The organism is Chloroflexota bacterium (assembly GCA_014360805.1).
Classification (GTDB): Bacteria; Chloroflexota; Anaerolineae; order DTLA01; family DTLA01; genus DTLA01.
In genome coordinates, this window is record JACIWU010000146.1 from 1 (window position 1) to 2310 (window position 2310).

The window sequence follows — 2310 nt, forward strand, 5'->3', positions numbered from 1 at the left end:
TAGCGAACGAACGCGCCGTTTTTGACAGCGGGCGACAAGGGGAGTATACTTTGTGTCGCTAAATAAACGGCGCCGCTTGCTGAAGGCAAGTCCAGAGCCAGCCTTTCGCAGGTCGGCGCCCGTTCCAATTCTATGCATGAGGATCAAGTGCGCCGATGCTACGACTCGTCCGGTATCTGAAACCCTATGTGCCGTCCATCCTGCTGGCCATCGCCCTGCTGTTTGTGCAGGCCAACGCCGACCTGGCCTTGCCCGACTACATGTCGCGCATCGTCAACAACGGCATCCAACAGGGCGGCGTGGAGAACGCGGTGCCCGAGGCCATCCGCCAAAGCGAGATGAACAAACTCGTCCTCTTCATGGCGCCTGAGGACAAGGCGCTGGTGCTGGGCCACTATACCCTCATCACCCAAGACTCGCCCGACTACGCCACGTATGTTCGGCGATACCCCGCGCTTGCCAACGAACCCGTGTACGTGCGGAACCCCATCGGGAAGGCCGAGATGGAAACGCTGAACCCAATCCTGGGCAAGGCGCTGGTCGTCGTCTCGGGCATTGAGCAGATCGTGGCCGATCCGAGCAAAGCGGCCGACATGGGCCAGACGCTTGGTTTTGACCTGAGCCGTTTGCCCCCTGGGATGGACCTGTTCGCCGCGCTGGGCAGGCTGCCCGCGGCCCAGTTGGCGCAGATCACCACGGCCATCAACGAGAAGTTCGCAGCCCTGGGCGACCTCATGATCACCCAGATGGCGGTGCGCGCCGTCAAGGCCGAATACGATGCGCTGGGCATGGAGACTAGCAGAATCCAGACGGCCTACATCCTTCGCACGGGCGGCTCCATGCTGCTCATCTCGTTCCTGTCCATCGTCTGCGCGGTGATCGTGGGGTTTCTGGCGGCCAGGACGGCGGCAGGCGTGGCCCGCGATCTGCGCCGCGACGTCTTCCGCAGGGTAACGGACTTCTCCAACGCGGAGTTTGACAAGTTCTCCACCGCGTCCCTGATCACGCGCTCCACCAACGACGTAACGCAGGTGCAGATGGTGGTGATGCTGATGATGCGCATGGTGTTCTACGCGCCCATCATCGGTATCGGCGGCGTCATTCGGGCCATTGACAAGAGCGCCAACATGTGGTGGATCATCGCCGTGGCGGTGCTCACGCTCCTGGGCCTCATCCTGACGGTTTTCTCCATCGCCCTGCCGAAGTTCAAGGCCATCCAGAAACTGGTGGACCGCCTGAACCTGGTGGTGCGCGAGAACCTGTCGGGCATGATGGTCATCCGGGCCTTCAACAAGCAGCGGTTTGAGGAGGCGCGGTTTGACGAGGCGAACAGGGATTTGACGCGCACCAGCCTATTCGTCAACCGCGTCATGGTCGTCATGATGCCGGTGATGATGCTCATCATGAGCGGGCTGTCGCTAATCATCATCTGGGTGGGGGCGCACCAGGTGGCTGAATCCACCATTCAGGTGGGCGACATGATGGCCTTCCTCCAGTACGCGATGCAAATCGTCTTCGCCTTCCTCATGATGACCATGATGTTCATCTTCTTGCCGAGGGCGTCGGTGTCGGGCGACCGCATCGCCGAGGTGCTGGAGACGGAGCCTACCATCAAGGACCCCGAGCACCCCAAGGAGTTCAAGGAGCCGTTCCAGGGACGTATAGAGTTCTGCCACGTGCACTTCCGCTACCCGAACGCCCTGGAGGACGTGCTGCACGACATCAGTTTTGTGGCCGAGCCGGGCAAGACCACCGCCTTCATCGGGTCTACCGGTTCGGGCAAGTCCACCATCATCAACCTGATCCCGCGCTTCTACGACGTAACGGCGGGCGCCATCTACGTGGACGGCGTGGACATCCGCGAGGTGCGCCAGAGCGACCTGCGCGACAGGATTGGATACATCCCGCAGAAGGGCATCCTGTTCTCGGGCACGATTGAGAGCAACCTTCGCTATGCCGACGAGGAGGCCGATGAGGCCAGCATCCGCCAGGCCATTGAGGTGGCCCAGGCGGGCGAATTCGTCTTCTCCAGGCCCGAGGGTCTTGCGGCCGAGATCGCCCAGGGCGGGGACAATGTGTCGGGCGGGCAGAAGCAGCGCCTGTCCATCGCCCGCGCCCTGGTGAAGAAGCCGCCTATCTACATCTTTGACGATAGTTTCTCGGCGCTGGACTTCAAGACCGACGCCGCCCTGCGCAGGGCGCTGAAGGACATCACCGGGAAGAGCACCGTGCTCATCGTTACTCAACGCGTCTCCACCATCATGAACGCTGACCAGATCATCGTTCTGGACGAGGGCCGAAACGTGGGCA

The 2310-nt window shown here is 61.7% G+C and carries 1 protein-coding gene; it reads left to right on the forward strand.

Translation table 11 applies throughout. The features are described 5' to 3' along the window. Window positions 1-155: 155 nt before the first annotated feature. A partial coding sequence (locus H5T65_14055; GenBank protein MBC7260351.1) for an ABC transporter ATP-binding protein occupies window positions 156-2310 on the forward strand: 2155 nt, incomplete at its 3' end.